The sequence below is a fragment of the Paenibacillus sp. PCH8 genome (genome assembly GCF_002968835.1).
GTDB lineage: Bacteria > Bacillota > Bacilli > Paenibacillales > Paenibacillaceae > Paenibacillus.
Map to the genome: position 1 here is coordinate 1470319 of NZ_PKQK01000001.1, position 20749 is coordinate 1491067.

At 44.6% G+C, this 20749-nt stretch carries 20 protein-coding genes and 1 pseudogene; 14 read left to right on the forward strand and 7 right to left on the reverse strand.

Annotated elements, in window-relative coordinates; all coding sequences use genetic code 11:
• Window positions 1-44: 44 nt before the first annotated feature.
• The 3 genes and pseudogenes from C0Q44_RS06440 to C0Q44_RS06450 form a co-directional block, all read right to left on the reverse strand.
• Window positions 45-1384, reverse strand: a pseudogene (locus C0Q44_RS06440) (glycoside hydrolase family 30 protein).
• A gap of 291 nt (window positions 1385-1675) precedes the next feature.
• The gene (locus C0Q44_RS06445) at window positions 1676-2485 is read right to left on the reverse strand and encodes a copper amine oxidase N-terminal domain-containing protein (RefSeq protein WP_105406525.1); all 810 of its coding nucleotides are present in this window, start codon (window positions 2483-2485) and stop codon (window positions 1676-1678) included.
• Entirely contained in the window at window positions 2482-3192 is a 711-nt protein-coding gene (locus C0Q44_RS06450; protein ID WP_181150874.1) for a leucine-rich repeat domain-containing protein, read from the reverse strand. The genes C0Q44_RS06445 and C0Q44_RS06450 overlap by 4 nt, the downstream gene beginning before the upstream one ends.
• A gap of 353 nt (window positions 3193-3545) precedes the next feature.
• On the opposite strand from C0Q44_RS06450, the gene C0Q44_RS06455 reads away from it, so the two are divergent.
• The 7 genes from C0Q44_RS06455 to C0Q44_RS06485 all read left to right on the forward strand — a co-directional run bounded on the left by C0Q44_RS06455 (window position 3546) and on the right by C0Q44_RS06485 (window position 9640).
• Entirely contained in the window at window positions 3546-4436 is an 891-nt protein-coding gene (locus tag C0Q44_RS06455) for a diacylglycerol/lipid kinase family protein (RefSeq protein ID WP_105406527.1), read from the forward strand.
• A 146-nt stretch (window positions 4437-4582) separates the two neighbouring features.
• Entirely contained in the window at window positions 4583-5500 is a 918-nt protein-coding gene (locus tag C0Q44_RS06460) for an aldo/keto reductase (protein ID WP_105406528.1), read from the forward strand.
• A gap of 285 nt (window positions 5501-5785) precedes the next feature.
• Window positions 5786-7168: a transcriptional regulator gene (locus C0Q44_RS06465; RefSeq protein WP_105406529.1), complete on the forward strand. Its 1383-nt coding sequence runs from the start codon at window positions 5786-5788 to the stop codon at window positions 7166-7168.
• A gap of 253 nt (window positions 7169-7421) precedes the next feature.
• Window positions 7422-7592 carry an aspartyl-phosphate phosphatase Spo0E family protein gene (locus C0Q44_RS06470; RefSeq protein ID WP_105406530.1) on the forward strand — a complete coding sequence of 57 codons (171 nt, stop codon included), beginning with the start codon at window positions 7422-7424 and terminating at the stop codon, window positions 7590-7592.
• Window positions 7593-7692: 100 nt separating this feature from the next.
• Window positions 7693-8073, forward strand: a complete 381-nt coding sequence (locus C0Q44_RS06475; RefSeq protein WP_017691551.1) for a GntR family transcriptional regulator — start codon at window positions 7693-7695, stop codon at window positions 8071-8073.
• The gene (locus tag C0Q44_RS06480; protein WP_105406531.1) at window positions 8070-8945 is read left to right on the forward strand and encodes an ATP-binding cassette domain-containing protein; all 876 of its coding nucleotides are present in this window, start codon (window positions 8070-8072) and stop codon (window positions 8943-8945) included. The genes C0Q44_RS06475 and C0Q44_RS06480 overlap by 4 nt, the downstream gene beginning before the upstream one ends.
• Window positions 8942-9640 carry a hypothetical protein gene (locus C0Q44_RS06485; protein ID WP_105406532.1) on the forward strand — a complete coding sequence of 233 codons (699 nt, stop codon included), beginning with the start codon at window positions 8942-8944 and terminating at the stop codon, window positions 9638-9640. The genes C0Q44_RS06480 and C0Q44_RS06485 overlap by 4 nt, the downstream gene beginning before the upstream one ends.
• Before the next feature lie 190 nt (window positions 9641-9830).
• On the opposite strand, the gene C0Q44_RS06490 is transcribed toward C0Q44_RS06485, so the two are convergent.
• The 3 genes from C0Q44_RS06490 to C0Q44_RS06500 all read right to left on the reverse strand — a co-directional run bounded on the left by C0Q44_RS06490 (window position 9831) and on the right by C0Q44_RS06500 (window position 12418).
• Window positions 9831-10364, reverse strand: coding sequence for a hypothetical protein (locus C0Q44_RS06490; RefSeq protein WP_105406533.1), 534 nt, complete (start codon window positions 10362-10364; stop codon window positions 9831-9833).
• 166 nt (window positions 10365-10530) lie between these two features.
• On the reverse strand, window positions 10531-11304 hold the full coding sequence (locus C0Q44_RS06495; RefSeq protein ID WP_219845172.1) for an isocitrate lyase/PEP mutase family protein: 774 nt from the start codon (window positions 11302-11304) through the stop codon (window positions 10531-10533).
• Window positions 11305-11359: 55 nt separating this feature from the next.
• Window positions 11360-12418 (reverse strand): bifunctional transcriptional activator/DNA repair enzyme AdaA, encoded by a 1059-nt coding sequence (locus C0Q44_RS06500; RefSeq protein ID WP_105406535.1) that lies wholly within the window; start codon window positions 12416-12418, stop codon window positions 11360-11362.
• Window positions 12419-12728: 310 nt separating this feature from the next.
• On the opposite strand from C0Q44_RS06500, the gene C0Q44_RS06505 reads away from it, so the two are divergent.
• Window positions 12729-13106, forward strand: coding sequence for a LysM peptidoglycan-binding domain-containing protein (locus C0Q44_RS06505; protein ID WP_181150875.1), 378 nt, complete (start codon window positions 12729-12731; stop codon window positions 13104-13106).
• Between the two features lie 184 nt (window positions 13107-13290).
• The gene (locus C0Q44_RS06510) at window positions 13291-13866 is read left to right on the forward strand and encodes a hypothetical protein (protein ID WP_105406537.1); all 576 of its coding nucleotides are present in this window, start codon (window positions 13291-13293) and stop codon (window positions 13864-13866) included.
• Between the two features lie 81 nt (window positions 13867-13947).
• Here C0Q44_RS06510 and C0Q44_RS06515 read toward each other — a convergent pair whose 3' ends face one another.
• On the reverse strand, window positions 13948-14865 hold the full coding sequence (locus C0Q44_RS06515) for a phosphatidate cytidylyltransferase (protein ID WP_105406538.1): 918 nt from the start codon (window positions 14863-14865) through the stop codon (window positions 13948-13950).
• A gap of 96 nt (window positions 14866-14961) precedes the next feature.
• Here C0Q44_RS06515 and C0Q44_RS06520 point away from each other — a divergent pair, with 96 nt between their 5' ends.
• From C0Q44_RS06520 to C0Q44_RS30075, 5 genes are all read left to right on the forward strand, one after another.
• Window positions 14962-15516 (forward strand): hypothetical protein, encoded by a 555-nt coding sequence (locus tag C0Q44_RS06520; RefSeq protein ID WP_105406539.1) that lies wholly within the window; start codon window positions 14962-14964, stop codon window positions 15514-15516.
• A 415-nt stretch (window positions 15517-15931) separates the two neighbouring features.
• The gene (locus C0Q44_RS06525; protein ID WP_105406540.1) at window positions 15932-19531 is read left to right on the forward strand and encodes an S-layer homology domain-containing protein; all 3600 of its coding nucleotides are present in this window, start codon (window positions 15932-15934) and stop codon (window positions 19529-19531) included.
• 338 nt (window positions 19532-19869) lie between these two features.
• Entirely contained in the window at window positions 19870-20352 is a 483-nt protein-coding gene (locus C0Q44_RS06530) for a hypothetical protein (protein ID WP_105406541.1), read from the forward strand.
• A gap of 4 nt (window positions 20353-20356) precedes the next feature.
• Complete coding sequence (locus tag C0Q44_RS06535) at window positions 20357-20524, forward strand: class IIb bacteriocin, lactobin A/cerein 7B family (protein ID WP_105406542.1); 168 nt, start codon at window positions 20357-20359, stop codon at window positions 20522-20524.
• A 21-nt stretch (window positions 20525-20545) separates the two neighbouring features.
• On the forward strand, window positions 20546-20698 hold the full coding sequence (locus C0Q44_RS30075) for a hypothetical protein (protein ID WP_181150876.1): 153 nt from the start codon (window positions 20546-20548) through the stop codon (window positions 20696-20698).
• The last annotated feature ends 51 nt before the right edge of the window (window positions 20699-20749 follow it).

The window sequence follows — 20749 nt, forward strand, 5'->3', positions numbered from 1 at the left end:
CTGACGCTATTGGTGTCTGCGCTTTTCACGATGTGTTAAGTTGTTTATTCTGGTTGAATGACCATGCTGTTGAACGAATCTGCTTCCAGCTCAATGCGAAGGGTCTGTCCTTCTTCAAGGGTTAGATACAGGTCACGACGATCCTGGAATGGGTTGTTGATGACAATAACGAGACTGTTATCCGGGTTGCGGAAAGCAACGGATTTACCGCTCCAGGCGCCAGACAGGCCGACTCTTCGAGCACCAGGAACAATAGGATGTGCGAAGTGCTTCATCACATAATACTCGGGGTTCCGAGTAACCTTCGTAGTGTCCGGATCTACCGTAATCATGGAGTTCTGCTCCCAGCCCCACGTGCTGCGGCCTTTGGGTTCAGAACCATGTTCCAGTAGATGTACGCGTTCACGCCGTTGCTGAAGTAATGCTGGTAGAGGTTATATACATATTTGGCGTAGTTCCATGAGTTGTTGCCATCGCCGCATTCATTCTCAGTCTGCATATAACGAAGCTCGGGATAGCTTGCAGCGGTACGTTGAATGGCATTTTTGCCAGCCCATTGATACCCAACACCTTTGATATAGGAATAGGCCTTCGGGTCACTCAGGACAAGCCCGGCGTACTCATCGAAGTCATTGGTTTTTTTCTTGATCAATTCTTCCCATGGATCGGGGGCGTTGATCGTTCCCAGCCAGATTTCCGTATCCAGACCGTGCTTGTCAAATGCCGGGCCCAGATAATCGGCGATGAACTCACGAAGCTGCTCGCCTGTCCACATGCAAGAAGGGAATTTCTGATCTGCAATCACTTCGTTCTGCACATGCACCTGATGGATGGTAATGCCTGCTTCACGGTAAGCCTGTACGAATTTTACGAAATACAGGGCGTAGGCATCCAGAATATCTTTCTCCCAACGAAGAGTGCCGTAGTTATAGGCTTTGGGCGACTTCATCCACGTTGGCGGACTCCATGGAGAAGCGAAGAATTGCAGGTTCGGGTTATAACTCAGGGCTTCCTTGATGTAAGGAATCAGGTATTTGAAATCACGTTCGATCGAAAAATGTTCCATGGCCACGTCGCCGTCCACCTCGTTGTGACTGTACCACTGCTCCGCATAATCACTCGCGCCAATCGGCAGGCGACAGATGTTAAACTTATGATCACCCTCCGGATGGAAGAGGGAATGAAATACCTCGTGGCGCTGGTCCTCATTCAAGTGGGACAGGGCCATATAACCAAGCTCATTGAAACAGCCGCCAAACCCTTCCACGAGCTGGTGCTGTTCACCTGTCAGTTTTAAGTTAGCGCTTTCATTAGTGGGCGCGAAAGTTAGTTCTTTCCATGAGCTGTCTTGGGTTGTGGAATACCCGTTGAACGTGAATGTCATGTGAATATCCTCCTCATTGTGAACCTTAGCTGTTATATCAAGTACGTTCAGTATAACAACTCCTGCTGCAAAAGAAGATATGCTAAACCGTGTTAAATTTGCCCTAATCCAAGATGGCGCTATATAAGTTTAAGTCCATACAGACAGAGGATAGGCTATATCTGCGGGTATTAAGACCCTGCTCCTATACCATTATCCAATGTCGTAGCACAATAAAATCCCCGCCGATAGTTCAGACGGGGATTTTTGCTATGTTTCTCTTACCGCTGTAAATGAACTTGGGACACAACATCAAGGATCAATACGCTCAGCAAGTTGTTTATTTTCGAAGATCAACGTCGTTTTGCTGCTTCCGATATACGCAACCGTCGTATTAAATTGCTCCGAAATAAAGCGCACCGGAACAAAGGCTTTGCCACTCTTCATCAATAGTGGGGCATCATTGATAGCAAGCGCATCATCCACGATCACTTGTTTGTTACCGACACTCCAGCGAATGGTTTTGCCATTCTGTGTGATCACGGCTTCCCGCGTACCGCTGTTCCAGTTCACACTGGCGTTCAGCTGCTCCGACACAAACCGCAGAGGGACATAAGTTCGGCCTTCATCGATAAAGGGTGCAGCGTCAAGCGTATAAGCACGATCACCGACATAGGCAGTGGTGGAGCCTTCAATTAGACGCTGAAAGCTGCCTTGCGGCGTTCGTTTCTGCTCCCGCACATTCATCTGGTTCAGAAGCTGCATCGTAGTACTGCCGCTGGTGACATCCAGATAGTTATTCTGTACCGTGAGTCCCGCAGGCTCTATCTCAGGGAGTGTTGTCAGCATACCGGAGGACAACGAGGTGGAAGCCGAGATATCCTGTATGGTATTTGTCGCGGAGTTATCACGGGTAAACGTAAAACCCTCAATCGGTGTCAGGTCCCACACCTGATTGTTGGATAATTTCAATACGTCCAGGCTGGAAAGCTGCCGTAGAGGTTCCAGGTCATAGATCTGGTTGGATTCTGCATTCAGCTCGGTTAACCCGGTTAGATCTTCCATTCCCTTGAGATGCTGAATCTGGTTCCCGGAGATATCAAGTGTCCGCAACCGTGTCATGTGCTCCAGGGTGTCAGATCCGTGATTTGATTGCCAGCCACATTCAGATTCCGCAGGATGTTTGGCAGTTCAGCCAGTACGTCCAGCGTCTGAATATCATTGTTTGCCACATTCAGTTGTTTAAGCTTGGTTAGATCAGAGAGTGGTGTCAGATCCACAATCGAATTGTTCGAGATCTCAAGCCATTGCAGCGCACTTGATTCCGATAGAGCATCCAGACGGGTAATCTGGTTGCCGCTGGCGTGAAATGTATGTAATCGGGTGAACCCTCGCACAGCCTCAATGGAAGATATGGAATTGTTGCTGATATACAGCCGTCCCAAGTTCTTCAATTCGGCAAGTGCATGTATGGATGTAAGGTAATTGTTGCGAACATCAATCTCGCGAAGTTGGGTTAAGTGCTTCAGTGGTGTAAGATCCGTAATCTCATTCCCATATAATCGGAGGTGAGTCAGGTTGGTGGCATACTCCAGACCAGACAGGCTTCGAATGCCGGCGTTGCTCAGATCCACGACCTCAAGCTGCTCCAGATCAGACGAAGTCAGTGGGACATCCAGAGGTTTATTGAGAATCAGCTTCAGTCCGTTCTCTAGAAGGGGATCTTCAATAAGGCCTTCTCCTGATTCAGTTGTGGCATAAGCCATGGCTTGCCCTGACGCTCCGATACTCAGGATGAATACTAGAAACAGTAGAGTCATTCTTTTCATTGCATGCATTCCCTCCGATTGTGATAATCAAAATTATTAAATACTCCGAACAGTAGTAAGGATCGGTTGTTCTGCCATCGGAGTGTTATGTGTATATGAGCTCATTATAATTAAGGTAGTTTCGATACAAACATATCTATAGTTATTAACCCGTTATCAGGAAAAAGGAACAATAAATTTCATTACCCCTGTATCTCTATACTTCTATTCTATATGAAACAAACCCTGCTCTGCACTCTTCCGTGACACTTTTATCAAAAAAAATTCGATATCTCCCCCAGACCCTATTCAACCTACCCTTGAAAGGGGTATAGATGAAGTAAAGATGCCATTTTGGAGGGGAAGATGTGAGTATGCGTCAAGCCATGATCATTAGCAATCCATCGTCGGGTAAGGAAGAGGCCGAGCAGTATGTGTCCCAAGTTCGAGAAATTCTGGAGTCACAACAGTATGAAGTGGTTGTTAACGAAACAGCCGGGGAAGGTGATGCGACCAACTTCTGTCTGAATGCCTGCGAAGACGGTTGTGATCTGGTCATTTCCATTGGAGGAGATGGCACCTTGCATGAGACGATTAACGGCATGATGGATCAGGATCATCGTCCCCGATTAGGCGTGGTACCACTGGGTACGGTGAATGATTTTGCACGCGCGCTGAATATCTCGCTTGACCCGGAGGAAGCTATTCGGCAGTTGTGTTCGGATCAGATTCATAGCGTGGACCTCGGGAAGATTAATGACCGTTTGTTTGCCAACGTGGTGGCAGCCGGCTCTTTGGCGGAAGCTTTGTTCTCTGTATCATCGGAAGAGAAGTCGAAGCTGGGTTCGTTCGCGTATCTGAAAGAAGGATTGAAAGACCTGGTGAACACACCGGCCAACCAACTAACGATTGAATATGATGGACAGATCTGGGAGGGGGAGTCTCCTCTTTTTCTCGCAGCGCTGACCAATTCGGTTGGAGGATTCGAGAAGTTGTCCCCGGATGCTGAGGTGGATGATGGCTTGATTCACTGTTTTGTCATTCGGAACATCGGTGTGTTCAACAGCCTGACCCTAGGCACTTCCCTGTTGTTTGGTAGTCTGAAGGACCATAAGGATGTGGATTATTTTACGGCCAACGAAGTTCATGTCCGCTCCAACGAAGCCATTCGCACCAACGTGGATGGGGAAGAAGGCCCTGCACTGCCGATCCACATCCGTGTCCTGCCTCGCCATATTGAGGTGATTGTACCGGAAGAAGTATAACTTACTTCTGTATGAATTCAGGCAGTGAAGGAGAACCTATCATTTCTCCATATGAATATAGGATAATTCTATTGAAAACGATTGCAGATGTGTGTCACAATCAGAGTAAGACGCAAAAACATATTCGAATATGGAGGGATTACATCTTGAGAACCATGAAACTTGGCAGTAGCACACTCGAAGTACCTGTGGTCGCCGTGGGCTGCATGCGGATTAATTCATTAGACAGCAAGGAAGCCGAACATTTCGTTCGTTCTGCAATGGAGGTTGGTGCGAATTTCTTTGACCATGCCGACATTTATGGTACAGGAACATGTGAGGAGATTTTCGCCGAAGCGGTACAGATGAATCCCCAAGTTCGTGAAAATTTGATTCTTCAATCTAAATGCGGTATCCGCAAAGGCATGTTTGATTTCTCCAAAGAACACATTCTGAATTCGGTGGATGGCATCCTGCAACGTCTGAATACTGACTATCTTGACGTTCTGCTGTTGCACCGTCCGGATACATTGGTTGAGCCGGAGGAAGTAGCTGAAGCCTTTGACCAATTGGAGCGTGAGGGCAAAGTTCGTCACTTCGGCGTGTCCAACCAGAACCCGAACCAGATTGAATTGTTGAAAAAATACGTGAAACAACCACTGGTAGCCAACCAGTTGCAGATGAGTATCACCAATACCACAATGATTGACAGCGGGATCAACGTGAACATGGAGAACGATGCCGCGGTTAACCGTGATGGCAGTATTCTCGATTATTGCCGCCTGCATGATATCACCATTCAACCATGGTCCCCGTTCCAATACGGATTCTTCGAAGGCGTATTCCTGGGTAGCGACAAGTTCCCGGAATTGAATGCGAAGATCGACGAGATTGCTGCGAAGTATGACGTGAGCAACACCACGATGGCTATCGCATGGTTGCTTCGTCATCCTGCCCAGATGCAGCCTGTGACAGGCACGATGAACATTGAACGTCTGCAAGACTGTGTGAAAGCAGGAGATGTACATCTCACTCGTGCAGAGTGGTATGAGATTTACCGTGCAGCAGGGAATGTACTGCCATAAATTCAAGTTATAGTGAGCATGCTGACTGATGAGTCAGTTGAGAGCACGAGCCGGAAGATGGCTCGTGTTTTTGTTCGTTTTTCAGGTTTGATGCCAGCCTGTATCCAATATAAAATAAGGATAAGAGTCTTTATTTTGTTCATTTATTTTGTTAAAAGGATTAAAATGGTTTTAATACAAAATAGTTGAAATTATTATATTGACCACTACTTTATAATTACATATAATTACTTTTGTATACCGATAATCCTGTTTATGGTTTTTATTTTGGAGGGTGGTGTTCGTTTGGAGCCGACAACCACGATACGCGATCATTTAGAGACTTATTTGAAGCGTGAACAGATGTCCATTAGTCATTTTTCGGAAACGTCAGGGATTAATTCGGGTACGCTGAGCAATATATTGAATAAAAATCGGCCGATTGCTATGCAACAGTTGGATCGCATCACTTCCGCCATGAGACTGGAAGAAGGTTCCTTCTATGAGTTATACATAGATGAGTGTTTTGTACATGCAACCCCGGACTGGCGTAGACTGGGGCCCTTTCTTCATCGTTGCGCCGAGTTGGACAAACTGAATTGTATCGAAGAGGTTATTCGTCTAATGATGGATAATCTATCCTATATTCCTTTGTTATTTGATGTGGCTGAAGAATTCTACGAAGCGGGTAAATTCAAACCAGCCATTCTTCTATACGAGAACATTGCCGAAAGTGAGAAAATGCAACATTCCGAGCGGCTTGCCCTATGCCAATATCGACTATTCAGGTTGGGGCTAACCAATGATCAGCAGCGGAATCTGATTATCGCAGCCCGGTTTGAATACTATATGGATCGGCTGGATGAACGCTATCAGCTGGATGCACTTAACGAACTGATTAATGCTTTTGCATCGCTCCACCGATGGAGTAAAGTCCAGGAACTGTCTGAGAAGCTGAGGGTGAAAGCAGCTATACATTATGAGATGAATGGCAGAAGGAAACAGGAAGAAACTAAGCGACCTATTGTTTTTTATATTATGTATGCCTACTTGGCCTCAGGAAGCGCCTATTTTCATCTGAACAACTATGAAATGGCATTAAAGTATGTTGCTTTATATACGGATTATCGTTGGGTCAAAGAACCCGATCCAGAGGAAATGGTGGTCATTCATCAATTTCAGGAATGGGCTGAAGGTAATCGTTATATATATCAATTAATGGCCGGACAGTTTGAAGTGTTGTCTGAATATCTGGCGTACATCTCTACGAAGGAGAATGAGATTTTCCCAGCACTTTGCGATATCGTCACGGCCGCTAATCGCTATAATATGAACATTGATAATGTACTTGAGGAATATGAATCCTATTTTACTTATCAGGAACAGAGCAATCGGATTGGGAAAGTGAGCAAGCAGGTCACGGATGATCGGTATTTACGACTTTTAGCAGATTTGGGCGCATATTATTTAAAGAAAGACGAGTTTAATTTAGGTATAGAATTTGTTCTAGATAGTTTAAGATTTTCTATTGAAATTAGCAGTGGACGAGGTATGCTTAGAGGTGTCGGATTGTTTGAACAATATAGGGATTATGCGTCTGACACAGCTATACAGCAGTACAAAATTTTGATTGGTGAGGTGCAGAAACTCAATGAAGAGAAAGCTGGCTTTGCTGATAGTTACATGTAGTGTAGTGGTAAGTATTCTTACTCCTGCAACCCCTGTTACCGGGCCTACCCCGGTTGTGGAAGTGCCCAACCCTTCAATTAACCGACCAAATGATCACGGTTTAGGGACATAAGCCTGAGCCAAAAGGCGCTTCTGATTCATTTCAGAGGCGTTCTTTTTTTTGTATATCGAAGTGGAAGAATAAGTATGTCGTATCTCACCTGCGCCTTCGATTGGCATAATGCACTAAAATATGACAAAAAGGAGGAGTTCTATGGAATGCCTGGATTTGATGTCACAGATTGAAGATGCCAGACAACAGTTATACCGCATACAGATGGAATACGACAGTCTGCTTCATCCTGAAGTGATCCAGCAATCCATCGTTCTCGACGGTCTTATTAATCAATATAACAGAGCCAAAGTAGGTAAGGTAATGAATTGACGTTCGCCTATTTACATTTACGATTCTGTATACTATAGTTAGTTACATGAGTAACTAACCGACTAACCGTCACATTATTCTGTATGAAAGTTGGAAACACATGAAATCGACTTTGGATGAATCTCAGCCTATTTTTCATCAGATTGCCACGATGATTATGGACGATATTGTGGAGGGCAGATTAAAGGTGGAGGAGCAGGTTCCTTCGACCAACGAACTGTCACGATTCTACAATATTAATCCGGCTACGGCCCGCAAAGGACTGCAGGAGCTCGTGGACAAGGGGATTATATACAAACAGCGAGGTGTTGGAATGTTTGTCTCGAAGGGAGCAAGAGAAGCCTTGCTCGTTGAACGGAAGCAGGATTTTTATGAAGAATACATCAAGCCTTTACTCGAAGAAGCCAGACGGATTCACATGAATGAAGACATGATCATTGATCTGATTCGCGGCAAGAAGGATAAGGAGAGTGAGTTATGATTCATATGGAGCAGGTCAACTACAGCTACCAGAAGACGCCCGTTCTGAACCAAGTTACGTTACATGAGAGTGAGCCGATCATTGGTGCGATCTGGGGGAGAAACGGAGCGGGTAAAACAACGTTGATGAGTCTGCTCGCAGGGCATAACCGCCCGGATCGTGGAACCGTTCAGATCATGGGTCAAGACCCCTATAATAATCTGGCTGCCCAAGAGCATCTGTGCTACATTCAAGAGAACCATCCTCTGGGAAAAAACTGGACGGTTAATGACATGGTTCAAATGGGGCAATATTTTCATCCGCAGTGGAATCAGGATTTGGCGGAGCGTTTAATTGATATGTTCGAACTACCGGCGAAGAAGAAGATCATTAAATTTTCGAAAGGCATGAAGACTGCTGCCCAGATTATACTGGGTCTTGCCAGCAATGCAAAGGTAACCATTCTAGATGAACCTACCAATGGACTCGATGCTGAGAAGCGTAAATTTTTCTACAATGCGCTACTGGAAAGTTATGAAGATAACCCACGTCTGATCCTGATATCCAGCCACCATATTGAGGAGATTCAGCCCTTATGTGAGTCCCTTATCGTTTTGCAAGCCGGAGAGGTGTTATTGAATCAACCGATGGAAGAGATGCGTGAAAAAGGAGTTCTTCTAACAGGGATAGTTGATGATGTTCATCGAGTCACAGCAGATGTTAAGGTTATAGAGTCTTCCCAGATGGGATCGACTGTGAAAGTGATGATTGATGAGCCCTATTCGAAAATGTGGAAAGATATCGCTCATTCGCAGGGGCTTTCCATTGAGAAAGCGACATTACAAGATTATTTGGTTAACAGGACCCGTAATCAAGAGGGGGTTAAACCATGAACGCAATAAAAGGTACGAACCGACTGATTCGCGATGACATGCGTTTGTATCTGGTCATATTCACATCCATTGCGCTCATGCTCACCGTCGTATATCTGGCCATTGGCTTCATATTTGATGCCTCGTATACCACACAACTGTTTGGTCCCATGTACGGAGGGATATGTACATTTGCGATCGGGGGAATCATGACACTGTTTCCCGTTGCGATCGGTATGGGCAGTACACGAATTCAATTCATGAAATCCTTCTATATGAACTCGGTATGGATGGTTGCAGGCACCATGGCCATTCTGCATGTGGTGTATTTCCTCATACACCTGCTTCAGGAAAAAGGAATTGTTGACGTTACCCTCTATCAACCAGGTATGTTGTATTCAAGCGAATATCATTTCTTATCCTACCTGTGGATCGATCTGATGTGTGGCTTTCTCGTACTGGGTATCTCCGTCTTCCCAACGGTCTGCTGGATGCGACTGGGGTTGCGTAACTTCTTCATGATGTTCTTTGGAGTTGGCCTGGTCATTACCCTGATATTTACTTTGGGCGATCTTAGTGAGTTTATGTTGTGGATTGCCAGGATCAATGGCATGACATTGTTCACCGTTCTGGGATGCATTGGTGGTGCGCTACTTCTGTCTACGTACCCGATGATGAAGAATGCGCCGCTTGTGCGAAAAGCTAGTAGAGACTGACAGGGAATAGTTAACTGTTATATGAAGGAAATGGAGGTAACGATCCATTAGGATCAGGAAAAACACGAGGGAGCACATATACACCTCGTGTTTTTCTGTATGAACTACTTTATGAGTTTTGAGCGCCAAATGGAAGGATATCATCCGAGCGCTACTTCGGTTGGAGAGGGATGATCTCTGGTGGTACGTGTTAAGCCTGAGCCTGTGGTTTGAACCCTTCGTCGTGGAGATAATCGCCAGCTTCGCTACGAGATTCGAAAGCCATATCCAGATTATGACCGGAATACACATACCACATGTCATCTTCATATTTTAAAGTAAGTGTATGTCCATCTTCATCGATCCATGTTCCGCCACCAGAAGAGGTCGTAGTAAAATGAAGAGCGGTGTTTGTTTGCTCTTGTTTTTGCTCTTGCTCTGGTTCTTGGAATTCAACTGCGTTGGGATTGTGAGACATCGCTTTAATCGTTTCATCTAACAATGTGCGTAGATCTGCTTCGGAGTAATCACGAATATTGACGAACCCTTTAGCATCGGTCTCCACGTTGGGCAGTAGCCCTGCATAGATATAACCGTTGCCGTTCGGATGAATATGGAGAGCAACAATTTTTTTCTCATATGCACTCTCTTCGTAGTGGAAATTAACACGACCGAGAGAAACATCCTTGCGTTGCATTTGGGGATACGATTGTAGAATTTCAAGTTTTTGTTCAACGTTAAGCATATTTGCCTCCTAGTGTTCAATAGGGGTGATTATAACATAGTTGAAAAGGAATAAGCACTTAAAAACAAGTGCAGTCCAGCACCTGTTTGGAGTATTCACCTCATAGATGATCGCTTATACACCCCCCTCAGGTAAGAATTGAGAATGGTAAGAAGATTGCCTTCCGTTATTTTTTCGCTAAAATACTTCGTCCCAGCTCTTTCAAGTGTTCCATGGCTTGCAGATAAGGATAGGGTCCATAGCTTACTCGCGCTACGCCCAGTGCGGCAAGTTGTCTCGGTGAAGGCTCCGCGGATGTCACCATAATGTTGATGGGAAGCGGCGAACGTTCACACAGTTCCTGAATCCATTGTTGATCCTGTAAGCCTGGGACGAACAGGCCGCTGGCTCCTGCTTCGGCATATGCCTTTGATCGAGTGAGTGCTTCTTCCAAGAGCGCCTCATTGTGTTGTTCAGGTGCATCTTGCAGAAAGAGATCTGTGCGAGCGTTAATGAAAAGCGGAACGCCTGCCTGCTTCGCGCCTTCTCGGGCGGCCGACAGTCTCAGACACTGTTCCTCCACATCATACAGGCCATCACCCGTTGGAAGTTGATCTTCAATATTAATGCCCACGGCACCCTGTTCGATAATTTGAAGCACATTTGCCTTCACATCTGACGCAAACCTCCCATACCCTCCCTCTATATCGATCGTTACAGGCAGATTAACGCTCGTTGTGATCCGTGCAAGATTGGCAAGGACCAGATGGAACGGCAATGCTTCGCCATCTTGCTCACCATAGGTCGCAGCAACGGACCAGCTCCCGGTAGCGATGGCTGTTGCTCCAGCAGATTGGATTGTCTGTGCACTTCCGGCATCCCACACGTTAACGAGAACCAGTGGATTCCCTTTCACATGTAATTGGTGGAACAACGTTGCTTTTTCCTTTAGGGTATTCAATATGTTAATTCTCCTTTGGTATATAGTATGGTTGGTCATCTATATGCTGCGTACCTTATTCATTGGGCAGGCTATCCTGCTTCTCGTGGATCAAAAGCCAGTTTTTGCGGGTTAACCCACCTCCATATCCACCCAGTTCACCACTGGCATTGATTACGCGGTGACATGGGATCACAATGGCAAGTTGATTGGCTCCATTGGCCTGTGCCACCGCTCGGCATGCTGTTGGTTTACCCAATGCAATCGCGATATCCTGATATGATCTCGTCTCACCTGCTGGAATGGCTATTAGTTGTTCCCACACACGCTTCTGGAATGGTGTTCCTAAACAGAACAACGGTGTGTCGAATGATGTCCGCATGCCCTCAAAGTACTCGTTTAATTCACGTTCGATGGACTGAATGGCAGCTGTTGAACCAGGCACAATAGCGGATTTGGTCCGTTTACGCAGGCGCTCCACTTCGCGCTCCAACCCTCTGCGATCCACGAATTCCAGCAGATAGAGGGCCTCTTCATCTGCAACAGCCATCATTGGACCGAGGCGGGTGTCAATCCAGGACGCTTTCAAGACATTCCCTTCATCCACTTGTGTAGGAGCTGCACCCATGATGCGCGAAAAGGCGTCGCGGAAGCCGCTGCTGGACTCATAACCGGTAGATAACTGGCTATCAATCACGGTGCGGCCTGAGCGAATATTCTTCAGGGCAAGTCCCATACGCCGGGCGCGGGCATACTCGACAAAAGTCATGCCGAACCTCTTCTTGAACTGGCGGCGAGCCGTGGATTCATCGATGGAGAGTGCCTTGAAATCCTGCTCCTTCCAGCGCTTCTCCGGCTCCTTCTCCACAGCTTCCACTAACACACGCACGACGTCCGATACTTGGTTAGGGTGAGATAACGGCCGACAGCGTTGACACGGGCGATATGAAGCCAGAAGTGCCTGCTGAGCCGTTTCATAGAATTCGCAGTTCTCGAATTTGGGCTTACGCGCTGGGCATGTGGGCCGACAGAAGACACCGGTAGTTCTGACACCAACATAGAATAGTCCTTCGAATTCCGAATTTTTGGCCACTAGAGCCTGATAATATTGTTCCTTCAGATCAGTAGAGATCATGAGTAGCACGTCCTTACTTCCGTAGAATCTTATTCCTTCACTTATTATAGAAAAGCCTGGTGTCAAGCATCGCCGAAAATCAGGCATGAATATAGATATGTTAAATCTCACCTGATGATCATGGAATAGGTCTTGTTCAGAATTTGTTTAGAGTGCATTGGTAAAATAGACCTATCCAAGTAGCGTGACTTACGCAAAGGTACCTATTGGACCCAAAAGATGATTATTGACCGTTCATTGTTACATGAAAAATACATAGGTAAGTATGGTGTTAAAGATTAGCGTAACGAAAATTTGGAGGTCGACTAGAATGAGGTATTCTACGTACAAAAGTATTTATAAACCCGTTTACGCCAAAACAGACGAGTCTCGTATTACGTATGTTCAAAAGCTATTCAGACAGCATGTTCAAATGCCAACTTGGCTATTGAGGTGGGTCATCATAGTTCTAATTATAATCATAGGTTGTGGTGCTGTATTCACTGCATTTGCCGGCGATGAGCAGCTTTTATCAGGAGATCAAGTGGTTGTATCTCAAGGAGATACATTATGGGGGATTTCTTTGGTGCATAAACCTCAGCAGATGGATACTCGTGTGTATATAGAAGCGATCAAGAAAGTGAATGAACTGGAGCATAACGCGATCCAGACAGGACAAGTTTTAATTTTGCCGGGATTTGATCGATAACATCAGATTGTATAAGTCATGGCGTGGTTTCTCCCGTGTTCATTACTCATCCAAGAGTGAGTGCATACCGAATTTATTAGTCATTTACATATAATGGAGCTTCATGAGGGACGATATGGTGTAGTGATTAATAAGAAGTGTGCTGGATGGATGTGTTATAGATGAAAGAAGGGAGAACGCGATAATGAAAATGAATATAAAGAAGTCTGCACTCTGCATGTCTGTGCTCTGTATCTCGCTCATGATCAGTGCCTGCGGGGTCCAAAATAATGCCGAGTCTGTTCAAGAGCATGCGTATCCGCAGTCGAAGCAACCTGTTGAGGAAGCTGGAGAAAGTTCTGTCCCTAATGCGGATGCAAAGACGAACAATGACCAAGGTAGTATAAGCGATGATGCTGGCAAACCTAAGGCTCAATCCGAATCCACAGAACCATCGGAGGAGATTGAGATTGTGATTGACCAGTCGGACAAACCGATGGAGGGCAACAGCTTTGATTTTGGAATCAAGCAGGTTCCGAAGGGTTACACGCTAACGGAGATGCGTTGGACATCTAACACGGTGACGATTGTGAATTCGCTACAAGAAGCCATTGAACATGGTGAGAATGGTAAGGATGGCTTTTATTTTAGCGGAAACGGGCAGTACTCCGGATTTATCTATTCGGATGAGATGAAGGGCGAGCGTGGCAAAGCGACGTTTGTATTCACGAATGATGAAGGAAATGTACTTATGTCCGGGAAGGATATTACGTTGAAGTAGCAGATGAACAGGAAAAGCAGCCCATCGGCTGCTTTTTTTGCATCTTTGAAATCATATTTCAGGATGAAGGGTATTCTATTATCACATGAAGTCAAAGAAATAACGGACCACGTGGAACATCACTGGTGAAGTATAAGTGAGACTGTCGACTCGGCTCAGATAGCTTTTTTTGAGCGAATCGAACTTGTTATCGTCCCCGATTAACAGATCCCGCTTCAGTACGGACACGGTCAGACTGCCGAAGAATCCGGCCAAACTAATCAGTGCGCCGATGAACAAGGAGAATTTCCAATCAAACGGCGTCAGGTAGGGATAGACAAAATAGGAGGTCGATGTCGTTACGATGAATGCACAGGCGAACCCTTCCCATGTGACAAAAGGATTGGCGGTGGGCACCACTTTGCGTTTGCCCAGATAGAGCGAGACCAGATAATGCACTACATCGTTAAGCTGCGTTAACACAACGAGGAAGAGCACCAGCTTGGACCCGTATTCGGGTGAAGCGAATGGGAAATAGGCCAAGTGACTGAGTCCGAACACCATCAGCATCAATCCCCACTGTGTGGAGCTTACACTGCGCAGGAAACCGACCGTACCTTTATTAATTAACCGCGGCAGAGGCAGCACCAGGAACACATATAGCGGAATAAACACGATAAACATGCCATACCATCCAATGTAGATCCAGTAGAACTGAACCGGAATCGCCAGATAAGCCCAGAGGAATAGCCTGCGGTCGGCTTTGCGTGTACTGCGAATCATGGAGAAATATTCTTTGAGTGAGAAGAACGCAAGCACCATGAGCGAGATTAACGAAACAATGGGGTTGAAAAGCGTAGCGAGGCAGAAGATCACGAACATGCCCCACCAGGTTTTGATTTTCTGGCCGATGCCTGAATAGTCTTTGGTTGGCTGAAGCTTGGCAATAATTTGGTACACGATATGTATCACAAGTAAAGCTGTGAAGATTAGGGTTAGTGTAAAGAGTGAACTGCTCACGTACCGATCACCTGCTTATTCAAAGTAAGATTTCATTATAGGGTACCTATGTTATTATGAAGGAATAGTGCCAACTTGATAAGGGGAAATTTGGTTATGACAGAAGAACGCTCGATCTATATCCTGCTTACGAATACAGGGACGTTGTTTACCAAGGTTATTCAGAGTTACACCAGAGCGCCATACAATCACGCATCCATCTCATTTAACCGGGAATTATCCGAGCTATATAGCTTCGGTCGCAAGCATCCGAGCAATCCGCTGAATGGTGGATTTGTGAAGGAAGATATCCAGACAGGTACATACAGCAAGTATCCCAATACCACATGTGTTATATACGAGCTGCAGGTGACGGACCGTGAAGTGGAAAAGATGAAACGTGTGCTGCACATCTTCATCCGCAGCCGCCAGAAATATATGTACAATCTGCTGGGCGTGATCGGCATTACCTTGAAGGAACCAGTGGAGTTCAGCAACTCTTACTTCTGTTCCCAATTTGTCGCCGAGATTCTACAGCGCTCAGGTATCAAGCTATGGAACAAACTGCCTGCCCTTGTGACGCCGGATGATTTTCGCCAGAGTGAACGGCTGGAACTTGTATATGAGGGGAAGTTAAGTGAGTATATACGTGGAAATGGTGAGCAGGAGTAAGTTGACACACCAGAATTCACATGCTTCTCGCTATATAGTGACCACAATGAAGCAGCCTGCTGCCACGGATTACCGGGCACCAGGCTGTTTGTGTACATCATTTAGATGATGCGTCGGAACGGACCTTCGGTGAGAAGGAACGAATCCTGAGCAGTACGTTAGATGTAGGCGGTGGATATACTTTGAATTGAGTGAGAGTTATATAGGCCCTGGATAATACATCCGACAAAAAAATGTAGAAACATGACGATAAAAATTGAGATCCATCCTGTTATTGACCTACAGGGTGGATCTTTTTCCATTTATTTGATTATTCTGTTTAGAGTTTGTTTAGAGTTGCGTTCTACAATAGGTCTTACGTATCAGGGTGGTTGAATTTTTATGTGAAAAATATAAGACAGGGAGTGTTCAGTACATGAATTATAGAAAAATAATTAGTTTGATGCTCGTTTTGGTGTTAATAGCTCCATGGTTGGCACCAGCGGGGAAGGTCAGTGCCGGAGCATCATATCCTGTACCAGGAAATGATGGCCTAATCACAATTAAGCCCACGGGTGATAACAATGTTGAGGTACATTGGGAATATGCTGACTCCTCTACTCCATCCTATGAATTAAAATATCAGGTCTACGTCTCGGTTTATCCTAATCTGAAAGACATGGAAGAAATCAGGGACTCACTAGATTATGGGAATGATGACTGGATCATTGGTTCAGAATCTGAAGACGGTACATTTGCTAGAGAATACATGGGTTTAAGCGACAACTTGACGTACTATTTCAATGTAATGGTTGTAGATAAAAACGGCTTGGAAGCCGCTTATCAAATGCAATCTTACGACCCTAGTACACAGCTAAGTGAGTTGGACCAGTTTAACGAAATCAAAAAAAAGATAAAGCAGGGCGATACTTCTGACTTTAAACAGGAAGTTATAGACCTATTTCGTAATAAACAATTCATAACCGAGCCTGATTTTAAATCGTTATCTGAAGACGATCAGATTGACATCGCAGTACATGTACTGAGTCTTGATCCACCAACTAGCAATGGATATCAGGACGAGAAACAAGTTCAATATCTGGTGCAATTGGCTCTGCAAGCCCTGGAACTTCCCCGTAAAATTGGAGGAGCAGACTCCAGAGAGGTTCTTGATGAATTTTATGGAAAACTAGCAGAGCGGAAACAGCATTTTGATTATCCTGGTGTCGAAGATGGATATTATGAACGTATTGATCTGTATCTCAACTCTTCAGAGATTGAAAGACGTATGACCGCTTTTTTATATGAGCATAAAATCATAGGTAACCCTTCCATTAAGAAGATTCTGGCTTATAGGGATACAGCAGTAGGTGATACTCCTTTTATAAATAAGGTAGTAACGTCAGAAGATATGATGAAAGTATTAGATAAGATACTTGAAATTCAAGAAGGTATCGAATCGTATAACTCCAAAGAAGAAAACCAAGAAAAACTACTTGGAAGCTTCCCTTTGGATATCAGCAAATGGGAAAACCTCTCATCCGAAGAGCAGGAGCAATTGGCTGATCTGATGCTTAGTGAAAGACCGGTTAATGGATATGCAAGTTTCAAAGAAATTCAAACGGTTATTAATCAATTTTTCCATGATGATAACGAAAGCGATCCATTGACTGTCTTAAATACTGCAAAAAGTAACCGTAATATAGAAGCTATGCGACTGGCTATGGAAGATCCTGATTTGGGAATTACGTTGCCTAATGGATACGGAGCTTTATCTTTACAGGTTAGAGATTTCATTGCTGAATTCCTGATCCATTACGTGAAAAATGATTACAAAAATAAAGAACAAGTTCAATATATGATGGAACTTGCTGTTCTGGCCCAATCCATCTGGGAGCAGAGGGAACTCAGTGTTCTTCAGAACAAGCTGGATCTGCTTGCCCAGCAATTGGTAGATGGACCTAAATACTTTAATGACCAACAAACCTATGTACTGCGCAGCATTGGACAACAACATTTGGATCGTGCTAACAAAGTAGATAAAAGTGTTTTTGCTTACAGCTACTTGCATCAAATAGCCTTTGAAAGGTTAGAGGGAGAACATAAAGGGGATATTGCGAATCCTGATATCGTACTGAAGCTCTTGTCTATGCCTATCGATTCATTTGAGCAAGCTACCTCTATTCCACGAATGAATCAATGGCTTGATGTAGCTATGAAAAATCAGATTGCAGGCGAGGCATTCTTTAGTAAATACAAGTTCAATCTAAGAGGTGCCCTTGATTTATCCAAACGAGCAGAGCTGAGTCCGGAAGATCAGAAGGAACTGGCAGAATGGGTTCTTAATGAACAAGACAGCTACGAGGATGTTTGGAATCTGCAATATGTATTTAACCGATTCTTTACGGCTCCTAATGTGAAGGGGAATGACATCAATAACACCCTAACGGGCTTGGACAACACGATGGAGATTTCCTTAGATGGTAAACTGAACTGGCTTGATGTTGCCTCCATTCAGCGCTTTGACTTTAGCGGCAACAAAACGGTATGGGTTCGTTACAAAGCAATCAGCGATGAACTGCCAGGCCGCGCCGTGAAGTTTGTTTTTACACAGAACGGTGATAGCAACACAGATAATGGCAATGGTTCCACGCCTAACCCGGGTGGTAGCACAGGTGGCGGATCGTCTACGACTGCACCTGTAACGTCTACACCTGCTCCAACAACAAAGCAGGAACAGATTGTAGTAGATGTCAACGGAGCTAACGGCACCAACCTGACCAAGACACCAATCACTCGTACAACCGAAACGAACGGTACAATCAAAGATTTGGTGAAAATGACCGAAGCGATTGCCAAGGAATCGGTGGAAAAAGCGAAACAATTGAACATGAACACCGCACGTATTGTCATTCCAGACACCAAAGATGCCGTGTCCGAGACACGTATTGAACTGCCTAAAGCAGCTGTGAAAGACTTGAGTGATGGTTCGCTTAAACTTGAAATCTCTACAGAGAACGTAGTGATTTCTGTTCCGACGAATTCGATCGCCGGATTCGATCAAGACTTGTACTTCCGCGTGGTCCCTTTGAAAAAGGAATCGGAGCGCAAAGAAGTCGAAGAACGCGCGAAGAAAGAGCAATTGATTCAAGAGATTGCTCCGAATACGAATGTGCGTGTACTGGCTCGTCCAGTAGAGATCGACACGAATATGCAGAGTCGCGAAGTAACGTTGACATTGCCGCTACGTGGAAGTCTTCCAACCGATCCAGCTGCTCGTCAGCAAGCATTGGACAACCTGGCGATCTACATCGAACATAGTGACGGTACGAAAGAATTGATTCAAGGCAAACTGGTGCAACTCGCAGATAACAGCGAAGGCATCGAATTTACTGTAACGAAATTCAGTACATTCACCCTCGTTGTCGTGGATGGACTGAAAGCTTCGCAAGGTACACAGCAGCCGTACATCCAAGGTTTCGGTGCTGATTTCCGCCCGGATGCATTCGTCACTCGTGCGCAAATGGCAGCGATGCTGGCACGCAATCTGACTGTCGATGCGGGAACAGTTTCGGCTAATAGTGCTAACTACAAAGATGTATCTGTAACATACTGGGCAACAAATGAAATTCAAAAAGCTCAATCTGCAGGCATCATGAACGGTATGAGCAACACTCAATTTGCACCGGAAGGTTCGATTACACGTGCCCAGATGGCGACGATTGCATATCGTTGGATGCAGAAGCAACAAGCAAACGCAGCAACGGCTGCGGGTACAGCAGTTTCCTTCATGGACGTATCTGCAGACCTGTGGGCAGCGGATGCGATTGCTTACGTGCAATCTACGGGTCTGATGGTAGGATACAACGATGGTACCTTCCAACCGGACAGCAAGCTGACGCGTGCAGAAGCGGTGAAAGTACTGAACGTATTGTTCAACCGCACACCACTAACTGGAGAAGTTACGCCAACGTTTAGTGACGTACCTTCATCCTACTGGGCGTATGCAGATATCGAAGCTGCAGCGGAAAAGTAAATGAAAACATTTGAATAGTAAAATTTTAATTAGAGCGCCCTTCCTTGGTTTAGAGATGGGCGCTCTAATTTTTTTTTTCTATAATTCCTTTATCGGAAAACATAATCTATATCTGACAGGCCCGAGAAAGATAGTCTTGTTTAGAAAATCTATATAATCGGTAGGCTCTATAGCGGTACCAGATCATTTACCGGTTTAGTTCCCTGATTAGCTAGTATGCATTAATATGTTGATGGCTCCAGATAAATTCGTCTATATCCAATATGAGATATATCATAATTGTTCACCTTTAATTATGATTATATATATTACTTCACTATGATTATAGGAGTGACTCTATGTTTAATCCTGATCTTATTAAAGAAAATACTGAGCTAAGTCTTAACAATGTAGCAATGTATGAATTTAAAGCCTTGCCAGAAGAATTGAACCCTGAAATCTCAAAATTTATTGGTGAAATTACATTGTTAGGTTGTGAGATAGAAGGCCCTTTAATTACCGCGAATTTAGGTGTGGAGAAGATTGGTGAAAAAGAATTTATTTTAATGAGTATATTACTTCCAATTAAAAACACTAAACTTATCCCTGAACCATACAAAGTTATAGCTAATTTTAATATTGGGAAAAATATACACTACAGATATGTTGGTAGTCCCTCGGTTCTACAAGATATTTACAGAGGGCTTATCACATATGCAAATCAAGAAAAGCTGAATCCAGGTGTAATATACAATTCTTATAATTATAAGGAACTATCCAGCTATTCCGCAGAAATTAAAGTAGATATATACATGGGTATTTCTAATACCGAAGGGAGGTGAAACCATGACTAATCAAATTACTTTTAACGGTCAAACTTTGAGTAACGAAGAGTTAATGAATGTGAACGGCGGAGGTTTGGGCAAAATTATTGCCGGAGTTGCTGCCGGAGTTGTTGCCATTTATGAAGCAGGCAAAGTAGTTGGAGAAACATTGTACTATCTTACTCACTAATTATATGTGGAGGTAAAAATAATGAATGTCAGTATGGGTTTAATGCAAGAAATGACTTTCGAAGAGAAGTTAGAAACTAATGGTGGCGGTGCTGGGATTGTAGTAGGATTAATAGTTGTTGCTGTGATCTTCGTTGCCGGAGTATACAGCGGCTACAAAGGTGCTAGTAACTAAAACAGTTCCTAAAAAATAGTTTTTAAATTTTAAAAGGTTGTTCTTAACGCG

Bases quoted from the DNA above. Each gene is read 5' to 3' on its own strand.
- C0Q44_RS30075 (WP_181150876.1), top strand. From the start codon at position 20,546: ATGAATGTCAGTATGGGTTTAATGCAAGAAATGACTTTCGAAGAGAAG.
- C0Q44_RS06455 (WP_105406527.1), top strand. From the start codon at position 3,546: ATGCGTCAAGCCATGATCATTAGCAATCCATCGTCGGGTAAGGAAGAG.
- C0Q44_RS06485 (WP_105406532.1), top strand. From the start codon at position 8,942: ATGAACGCAATAAAAGGTACGAACCGACTGATTCGCGATGACATGCGT.
- C0Q44_RS06505 (WP_181150875.1), top strand. From the start codon at position 12,729: ATGAGGTATTCTACGTACAAAAGTATTTATAAACCCGTTTACGCCAAA.
- C0Q44_RS06525 (WP_105406540.1), top strand. From the start codon at position 15,932: ATGAATTATAGAAAAATAATTAGTTTGATGCTCGTTTTGGTGTTAATA.
- C0Q44_RS06490 (WP_105406533.1), bottom strand. From the start codon at position 10,364: ATGCTTAACGTTGAACAAAAACTTGAAATTCTACAATCGTATCCCCAA.
- C0Q44_RS06480 (WP_105406531.1), top strand. From the start codon at position 8,070: ATGATTCATATGGAGCAGGTCAACTACAGCTACCAGAAGACGCCCGTT.
- C0Q44_RS06445 (WP_105406525.1), bottom strand. From the start codon at position 2,485: ATGACACGGTTGCGGACACTTGATATCTCCGGGAACCAGATTCAGCAT.
- C0Q44_RS06500 (WP_105406535.1), bottom strand. From the start codon at position 12,418: ATGATCTCTACTGATCTGAAGGAACAATATTATCAGGCTCTAGTGGCC.
- C0Q44_RS06450 (WP_181150874.1), bottom strand. From the start codon at position 3,192: ATGAAAAGAATGACTCTACTGTTTCTAGTATTCATCCTGAGTATCGGA.
- C0Q44_RS06510 (WP_105406537.1), top strand. From the start codon at position 13,291: ATGAAAATGAATATAAAGAAGTCTGCACTCTGCATGTCTGTGCTCTGT.
- C0Q44_RS06470 (WP_105406530.1), top strand. From the start codon at position 7,422: ATGGAATGCCTGGATTTGATGTCACAGATTGAAGATGCCAGACAACAG.
- C0Q44_RS06530 (WP_105406541.1), top strand. From the start codon at position 19,870: ATGTTTAATCCTGATCTTATTAAAGAAAATACTGAGCTAAGTCTTAAC.
- C0Q44_RS06520 (WP_105406539.1), top strand. From the start codon at position 14,962: ATGACAGAAGAACGCTCGATCTATATCCTGCTTACGAATACAGGGACG.
- C0Q44_RS06475 (WP_017691551.1), top strand. From the start codon at position 7,693: ATGAAATCGACTTTGGATGAATCTCAGCCTATTTTTCATCAGATTGCC.
- C0Q44_RS06535 (WP_105406542.1), top strand. From the start codon at position 20,357: ATGACTAATCAAATTACTTTTAACGGTCAAACTTTGAGTAACGAAGAG.